This is a genomic window from Myroides sp. C4067 (assembly GCF_038039665.1).
Classification (GTDB): Bacteria; Bacteroidota; Bacteroidia; order Flavobacteriales; family Flavobacteriaceae; genus Flavobacterium; species Flavobacterium odoratimimum.
Window position 1 is genome coordinate 1 of sequence record NZ_JBBPHJ010000049.1, and the last position, 7822, is coordinate 7822.

Genomic DNA, 7822 nt, shown 5'->3' on the forward strand with positions numbered 1-7822 from the left:
ATAATGTAGAAGAATAATTAGATCTCACAAGATGTACTTGCTCGGGTGCATACATTAAAACAGAGATAATCTATTTTCAATAAATTCATATTAATTATCAACAAAATAATGGTTCTACAGTCATCTCTATTCAAAATTTGTTTAGTATATAATGAGTTAAGATAAAAACAGAAGTCCTTATGCCGTAATGTGCATAAGGACTTCTGTTTTTATCAGCGTAAAGCTTCTTTATCGAAGCTGTAAGTGATTATTTGCTAATCTGTTCTTTGTTTGTTTCTTTCGAATCATTGGACTTCTCTTTTGTTTTTGCTTCTTCATGCTCGCGCAATAAATTAAAGAACATCTCCTGTTGAGCTTTCATGTCTTCTTGCATCCCTTTCATCAATTGCATAAAATCTTGAGCAAAGAATTCTTCAAATTCATCATTTGCTTGCTCAGAATATAATGCTCTTTCTGCATGTGGATCATTTGCAGTATTTAGCATAGGGTTAGTTCGATTACCTAACTCTAAATAGCGTTCACCTGCTTCATTTTGATGTATTTTTACTGTGAAATCAGCTATCCCATTAGAGTTATACTCCGACTTTTGTTGAGAGGATCCTCTTTGGTCTTTAAAGCTTGTTTTAAGAGAAATAAGTTCTCCTTTAGCATTCCTCTTTATATTTGAGAAAGTAAGGTTTGCTATCTTTTCGTTGTTAACTTCTTTTTTAATCTCATCTAATTCACTATCTTTAGTATTCTTATTAATATGATATTCTACTGTAGTACTCTTAATATTTAAACCCTCTTTCTCTTGTGCGTTTATTGTACTACTAGAAAAGAATAGCACAGTAGCTAAGACAGGAACTAGTAATGTTTTAGTTGGAATAATTAACTTTTTAAATGCATTCATAATAATAGATTTTAAATAATAAAATGGTTTAAGGATAAAGACGAATTTAAGTCTTTAAGTTTTAAACTTTTTTTAAAGTTAATAGTATGAATGTTAAAAAACAAAAAATGATATGATTAAAGACTTAATAAAAGAAGAAGTATTAATAGAAGGAACTGCTCGTCCTTTCCTTTCTGACAGTAGTTATCTGAGAGGAGTAAGCTCTTTGCCTTTAGTAATATTCTGTCATGGATATAAAGGTTTTAAGGATTGGGGGGCTTGGGATAAAGCCATGGATTATATTGCAGAGACAGGATGTTATGCAGTTAAGTTTAATTTTTCTTTAAATGGTACAACAATAGATAATCCTCAAGAGTTTGATGATTTAGAAGCTTTTGGGCAAAACACATACTCTCAAGAACAACGCGATCTTACAAGTGTCATTGATTATTATAAAGAAAAGCCAGAAGTAGATAAAGAAAATATTTATCTAATAGGACATAGTAGAGGAGGAGGAACTGTAATCTTACAAGGGTATTACAATCCAGAGGTAAAGGGGATAATTACCTGGGCAGGAGTGTCTGATTATAGAAAACGTTTTCCAAAAGGAGATCGTTTTGAAGAGTGGAAAGCAAAAGGAGTATTCTATAGTGAAAATGGTAGAACAAAGCAGCAGATGCCACACTACTTTACTTTCTGGGAAGACTATGAAGAGAATGAGACAATTTTAAACGTACAGAAAGCGGCTCAAAACTTAAAGAAACCAACTCTAATAGTACAAGGTACTAATGATCCTGCAGTACCACTAAAAGAAGCTCAATTATTACATCAATGGGTATCTAATTCTCTTTTGGATGTAGTAGATGAGGCAGATCATGTGTTTGGTTCTAGACACCCGTATACAGAAGAAACACTGCCTAAACATTTAGAGCATGTCGCTAAAGTTACGAGTCAATTTATTCATTCTACGAAATAGTTATTGATCTTAAATAAAAAAGGAGAGGTAAAATGATATCATTTTACCTCTCCTTTTTTATGATATGACTATATCTTTTAGTCTAGATTACTTTTACCACAGTGATAGCATCTTCTTGCTTCTAGAATTAATTGGAATTGAACTCCAAAAAGGATAGAAGCTAATACTAGGTGAGCTGCTTGAGTTCCGAATGGAAAATGAACGTAATACATCATAATACCAGTGAATATCTCTAGAATTAATAATACCATTACCCACTTCATTTTATCAAAGCCTAAGTTAGATCTTCTATTGATGTAGAACAGATACATATTCAAAAACATAACTATGAAAGAGAAACTACGGTGGATATAGAATTCTACTGTAGGGTTATTTAACCATAAATACTCATTTCCTATACCTGCTTGCACTTGTTCGTCTATAAACTCACGTACTTGTGTTCCTAACACTACTTGTGCAAGAGTGAAGATAAGAGAGATTACTAATAGAATTCTAAAAGTACCATTGTACTTCTTAATCTCGGTTTCTTTTTTAGCGCTTTTAATGATTCCTATTATAATGGCAACAATAACTAAAGCCATGACCATGTGCACTGTAATCTTAATAGGATTTAATACTGAATATACTACAGTAGCTCCTAACCAAGCTTGGAATCCCATTAAGAAAACTACTAACCATGATGCTAATACTAATCCTTTGCGGTCTCTCCAGAAAGAAAACGAAGCTATCGCCATTGCTAAACAAGCTAATCCAGCTAATGCTCCACAAAGTCTATTTACATACTCTGTCCAAGTATGACTAGTGTTGAATTGAGCGTAGCTGTGTTTAGTGTATTTCTCCCAGTGACTCTCATTATAAGTGTCTGTAGTTGTAAAGGTTTCTTTTGCTTTCCACAGGCTTTGATCGTGTATGATCATTTGCCCTTTTTCGTATTCTCTATTCGGTTCCCACGTGATCGTTTGTTCATCCGTAGGAGGGATGTAATATCCAAAACACTTTGGCCAATCTGGACACCCCATTCCTGAGCCTGTCATTCTTACTGCTGCACCTGCAAAGATTACTAGATAAACTAGTATAAGAGATGCTTTAGCTAATGGCAAAAAATAGTTTCTCATTATTCTTGTTTTTTATTTACAATTTCAAGTCCCATCTTAGATGCTTTTGCTTTCATAAATTCAAAAGCCGCATCGTATTCATTAGGGATAATACCTTCTAGAATAGCTTCTTTAATAGCTTCTTTGATCATACCGATCTCTCGACAAGGTTTAAGATCATAAAGCTCCATAATCTCTTCTCCTGTAATAGGAGGCTGAAAATTACGCACGTGATCGCGTTCTTCTACTTCGACTATTTTATCTCTAACTATTTTAAAGTTGTTGTGATATTTCTTAAACTTAGAAGGGTTTTTAGTCGTGATGTCAGCTTCACAAAGCGTCATTAAATCTTCTACATTTTCTCCTGCATCAAATACCAATCTTCTTACCGCTGAGTCAGTTACTTCTTTTTGAGCAAGAACAATAGGTCTTGAACTCATAATAACCATTTTTTGGACAAATTTCATCTTTTGATTTAATGGCATATGTAATCTCATAAAGATCTTTTTAACCATCTTACCTCCAAGGAATTCATGTCCGTGGAATGTCCATCCTTGCTTTTTAGAAAAGCGTTTAGTAGGTGCTTTTCCAATATCGTGAAGTAAGGCAGACCATCTAAGCCATAAGTCATCTGTATTTGGACAAATATTATCCACTACTTCTAAAGAGTGATAAAAGTTGTTTTTATGAGTATGTCCTTCTATCTCTTCTACTTGATTAAGAGCTGTAAGCTCAGGTAAGATCAAATCAAGTAGCCCTGTTTTATATAGCAATAAGAACCCTTTAGAGGGCTTCTTAGACATTAATATCTTATTTAGTTCATCTACGATACGTTCTCCAGAGATAATCTCTAATCTCTGATGATTAGCAGTGATAGAATCAAGAGAGTTCTGCTCTATCATAAAGTCTAATTGAGTAGCGAAGCGAATTGCTCTCATCATACGCAATGGATCATCAGAATAGGTAATATCTGGATCGAGAGGAGTGCGAATGATTTTATTAGCTAAATCAGCAACCCCATTAAAAGGATCTACTAACTCTCCATAAGTTTCTTTCTTAAGAGATATTGCTAAGGCATTGATGGTAAAGTCACGTCTATTCTGATCATCTTCTAATGTGCCATCTTCTACAACAGGCTTTCTGCTGTCGAAGTGATAGGACTCTTTTCTCGCTCCAACAAACTCAATGTCAATGTCATCATAACGCAACATAGCTGTTCCGTAATTTTTAAACACTTGTACCTTAGGTTTGTTAGGAAGTAATTCAGATACTTTTAAAGCTAATTCGATACCACTACCAACCGCAACGATATCAATATCTTTTTTAGAATCTCTTTTTAATAAAAAATCTCTTACAAATCCGCCAATTACATAGCTATCTACATTTAGACTTTCTGCTGCTTTAGAGATATAGTCAAATATAGGATGTGTAATGGCTTCTTTATATATAGGGGTCTCAGTCATAATATATTCAATAGGAGGTACTATTTTCTAATGATAGTAACTAGGCTATTATCTTTTAATTTAATAATTGTAGAAGGCTTTGCAGGCTTTGTGTCTTTTTGACGTAGGTTTACTACATAATCAACTCCTTCGATAATCTCTTTGCTAATTTCGCTAAAGTTAGCAGGAGAAGGTGCTCCACTAATATTGGCAGAAGTAGATACCAAAGGTGATTTCATTTTTTCGATTAACCTAAAGCAAAAAGGCTCTTCTACAATACGAACACCTAAAGAGTTATCCGCTGATACTACTTCTTTAGCTACATACTTAGGATTGTCTAAGATTAAAGTAGTAGGTTTTTCACTGCAGTCTAAGATATCCCATGTCACAGCTGGTGGAGCATTGAATACTCTGTGGAATATTCTCTCATTTACTAAGACAATCATACTTTTTGATTCTGCACGCTTTTTAAGTGCATATATTTTTTTGATAGCTTCAGGGTTATTTGCATCACATCCTATTCCCCATACAGTATCAGTAGGGTATAAGATAATCCCGCCATTTTTAATGACTTCGTATGCATTGAAAACTTCTTGTTGGATATCTTCCATTATTTTGTTGTAAATAGTATCGTTATAATCAAGGAGGTAAAATTACTAAAAAAATAGGATAGAACTAACTGATAGAAGTCATTAAAAATGCGGACTGAGCCAATTTTAAAACAATTATAATATTTTTAAGAATTCAAGAGTTATTTTCCTTTAATTTTAAAGCCTCTATAAGAGTCTAAATCATATAGAAAATAGAGGAGACAACTGTAAAGTCGGTGGTTTTAGTTAGTATTCTATAAATTTGATTTAGTATATTTAAACAGCGATTTTTTAAACTCAATTCTTCTAGTTAAACTATCGTTCAATCTATGTTTTTAAAACTTCTAACAAACAATGAGCAAAAAGAATATGAAAGACTTTGATAAAGATAAATTATTAGCAATGTATGCCAAAGTGTGTAAGAATACACTTATGGAGACACTCGACATAGAATATATAGATGCTGGACCTGATTTTTTAGTAGCTAAAATGCCTGTCAATCCAAGAGTACACCAACCTATGGGGCTCTTACATGGAGGAGCATCTGTGGCATTAGCAGAAAGTCTAGGAAGTGGAGCTTCTCTAATGCTAATAGATCCTACTAAACAGGAAATAAGAGGTATAGAGATTTCTGCTAATCACGTAAAGAGTAAGCGATCTGGTTATGTAATCGGAACAGCTAGATTATTACACAGAGGACGCACACTGCACTTATGGGAAATAAGAATAACAGATGAGAATGATGTATTAGTTTCTATCTGTAAAATTACAAATATCGTTATCGATAAATAATTAAAGTGATTTTGTTATTTTGGTCTTTTGTGATGAGGATGATGTAAATTTAAGAGTGTAATTCGTGGAGCAAAAACAAAGTAACAAAAGCACAGAAAAACAAATCAACATAAAAGATGTATTTATTTAAATGCTTAGCGAAGCAGTATGCGGATCAAAAGCCTTTTGCAGTCTATCGCAAACCAAATTCTAAAACAATAGTAGGGTTATTTCAAAAAACGTATGCTCTTCATAAGGTGGAGACATTTGAAGAACAGGGTTTTGTATTTGCACCTTTTGCAGAAGGGACACGTTTTTATATTCCATTAGCAGAGTCTGCTATTATAAAGGAAGCACAAGGAGATCTTGCTTTAGACCTTCCTGAAGTGAACCTTAATTATGATGATAAGAAAGCTAAGGAGGATTTTGAAGATCTGGTAAGACGTTGTGTAAGTGCTATTAGAGATAAACAATTTGGAAAAGTAGTTCCTTCTAGAAAAGAAAATGTTCCTTATCAAGTAGAGGATTTAGGACAGTTATTTAATAAATTGTGTAATACTTATCCAACGGCATTTTGTTCTTTAGTATATCATCCAGAAATAGGACTGTGGATGGGAGCAACACCAGAAACATTATTATCTATAAAGAACAATACTTTAAAAACAATGGCTCTAGCAGGCACACAAGTAAATCATGGGCAAGAAGTAGTAGAGTGGGGGATTAAGGAACAAGAAGAACAATTATTTGTAACTGATTTTATTACAGAAACTTTAAAGCCTTTTGTCCAAGATATTACAACTTCAGAACCCTATTCTAAGCGTGCAGCTAAAGTAATGCATATTTGTACAGATATTACTGCTAAATTAAGCAACAACAGCCTTAAACCAATAGTTGAAGCACTTCATCCTACTCCTGCTGTTTGTGGGATGCCAAAGGATGTAGCACGCGATTTTTTGGTTAGAGAAGAAGGATATTATAGAGGGTATTATGCTGGTTATTTAGGAGAATTAAATTGCAATGTAGAACAAGAAAATACAGATGAAACGAATCTATTTGTAAATTTGCGTTGTATGAATATAGAAGAGGATAGTGTTAACCTCTATATTGGCTGTGGGGTAACTATAGATAGTGATCCATCAAGCGAATTTATAGAAACAGTGAATAAATCTTCTACCATGAAACAGGTATTCATTTAAGAATTGTGAATTATAGAATAATAAAAAACAACAAATGAAATTAGATATATTAGCGTTTGGAGCTCATCCAGACGATGTAGAATTAGGATGTGGAGCAACTATTGCGAAGGAAGTTTCTCTAGGGAAAAAAGTAGGGATTATTGATCTTACCCAAGGAGAATTAGGTACTAGAGGTTCTGCGGAGATTAGAAAAATAGAAGCAACTAACGCTGCTGCTATATTAGGAGTGTCTGCAAGAGAGAATTTAAAGTTTAGAGATGGATTCTTTATTAATGATGAAAAGCATCAGTTAGAAGTTATTAAAATGATTCGTAAGTATCGTCCAGAGATAGTATTGTGTAATGCTATTGACGATAGACATATCGATCATGGAAAAGGGAGTAAATTAGTGTCTGATGCTTGTTTCCTTTCAGGATTGAGAAAGATAGAAACTAGCTTAGATGGAGAAGAACAAGAAGCATGGAGACCTAAGGTAGTATATCATTATATACAATGGAAAAACATAGAGCCAGACTTCGTTGTAGATGTAACTGGCTTCATGGATCAGAAAGTTGATTCTGTTATGGCATATAGTACGCAATTCTTTGATCAAAATTCTAAAGAACCGAGTACTCCAATCACGTCAAAAAACTTCTTAGATAGTATAACTTATCGTGCGCAGGACCTAGGAAGACTAATAAATAAAGATTTTGCTGAAGGTTTTACAGTTGAAAGGTATTTAGCAGTCAATACTTTAGAAGATTTGATATAAAATTAGTGTAAAAAATAAGCAAAAAAGCTTGCGAAGTATAGAATAATCGCTAAATTTGCACTCGTTAAACAGAAACATGGTAGCTATAGCTCAGCTGGTTAGAGCGTCGGATTGTGGTTCCGAAGGTCGTG

8 protein-coding genes are annotated in these 7822 nt (G+C 33.6%); 4 read left to right on the top strand and 4 right to left on the bottom strand.

Going from position 1 to position 7822, the window contains the following annotated elements:
* Positions 1-247 precede the first annotated feature (247 nt).
* Positions 248-892, bottom strand: coding sequence for a hypothetical protein (locus tag AABL87_RS17455; RefSeq protein WP_006263592.1), 645 nt, complete (start codon positions 890-892; stop codon positions 248-250).
* Between the two features lie 112 nt (positions 893-1004).
* Between AABL87_RS17455 and AABL87_RS17460 the strand changes: the two genes are divergently transcribed.
* Positions 1005-1847, top strand: a complete 843-nt coding sequence (locus AABL87_RS17460; protein ID WP_341277679.1) for an alpha/beta hydrolase family protein — start codon at positions 1005-1007, stop codon at positions 1845-1847.
* Between the two features lie 77 nt (positions 1848-1924).
* Here the strand turns inward: AABL87_RS17460 and AABL87_RS17465 are convergent, their stop codons facing one another.
* From AABL87_RS17465 to AABL87_RS17475, 3 genes are read right to left on the bottom strand one after another with little or no spacing between them, the layout of a single operon-like run.
* Complete coding sequence (locus AABL87_RS17465; protein ID WP_016649403.1) at positions 1925-2962, bottom strand: COX15/CtaA family protein; 1038 nt, start codon at positions 2960-2962, stop codon at positions 1925-1927.
* Positions 2962-4404 carry a CCA tRNA nucleotidyltransferase gene (locus tag AABL87_RS17470; RefSeq protein ID WP_016649402.1) on the bottom strand — a complete coding sequence of 481 codons (1443 nt, stop codon included), beginning with the start codon at positions 4402-4404 and terminating at the stop codon, positions 2962-2964. The genes AABL87_RS17465 and AABL87_RS17470 overlap by 1 nt, the downstream gene beginning before the upstream one ends.
* Before the next feature lie 20 nt (positions 4405-4424).
* Positions 4425-4994: an L-threonylcarbamoyladenylate synthase gene (locus AABL87_RS17475; RefSeq protein WP_286420887.1), complete on the bottom strand. Its 570-nt coding sequence runs from the start codon at positions 4992-4994 to the stop codon at positions 4425-4427.
* A gap of 348 nt (positions 4995-5342) precedes the next feature.
* Between AABL87_RS17475 and AABL87_RS17480 the strand changes: the two genes are divergently transcribed.
* The 3 genes from AABL87_RS17480 (at position 5343) to bshB1 (ending at position 7691) form a co-directional block, all read left to right on the top strand.
* Positions 5343-5765, top strand: coding sequence for a PaaI family thioesterase (locus AABL87_RS17480; RefSeq protein WP_016361618.1), 423 nt, complete (start codon positions 5343-5345; stop codon positions 5763-5765).
* Positions 5766-5881: 116 nt separating this feature from the next.
* The gene (locus tag AABL87_RS17485; protein ID WP_286430399.1) at positions 5882-6940 is read left to right on the top strand and encodes a chorismate-binding protein; all 1059 of its coding nucleotides are present in this window, start codon (positions 5882-5884) and stop codon (positions 6938-6940) included.
* A 34-nt stretch (positions 6941-6974) separates the two neighbouring features.
* Complete coding sequence (gene bshB1 / locus AABL87_RS17490; protein ID WP_006258853.1) at positions 6975-7691, top strand: bacillithiol biosynthesis deacetylase BshB1; 717 nt, start codon at positions 6975-6977, stop codon at positions 7689-7691.
* Positions 7692-7822 lie beyond the last annotated feature (131 nt).

What these genes read in the sequence shown, in the direction of transcription:
- AABL87_RS17455 (WP_006263592.1), bottom strand. Translation starts at nt 892, where the DNA reads ATGAATGCATTTAAAAAGTTAATTATTCCAACTAAAACATTACTAGTT.
- AABL87_RS17460 (WP_341277679.1), top strand. Translation starts at nt 1,005, where the DNA reads ATGATTAAAGACTTAATAAAAGAAGAAGTATTAATAGAAGGAACTGCT.
- AABL87_RS17465 (WP_016649403.1), bottom strand. Translation starts at nt 2,962, where the DNA reads ATGAGAAACTATTTTTTGCCATTAGCTAAAGCATCTCTTATACTAGTT.
- AABL87_RS17470 (WP_016649402.1), bottom strand. Translation starts at nt 4,404, where the DNA reads ATGACTGAGACCCCTATATATAAAGAAGCCATTACACATCCTATATTT.
- AABL87_RS17475 (WP_286420887.1), bottom strand. Translation starts at nt 4,994, where the DNA reads ATGGAAGATATCCAACAAGAAGTTTTCAATGCATACGAAGTCATTAAA.
- AABL87_RS17480 (WP_016361618.1), top strand. Translation starts at nt 5,343, where the DNA reads ATGAAAGACTTTGATAAAGATAAATTATTAGCAATGTATGCCAAAGTG.
- AABL87_RS17485 (WP_286430399.1), top strand. Translation starts at nt 5,882, where the DNA reads ATGTATTTATTTAAATGCTTAGCGAAGCAGTATGCGGATCAAAAGCCT.
- bshB1 (WP_006258853.1), top strand. Translation starts at nt 6,975, where the DNA reads ATGAAATTAGATATATTAGCGTTTGGAGCTCATCCAGACGATGTAGAA.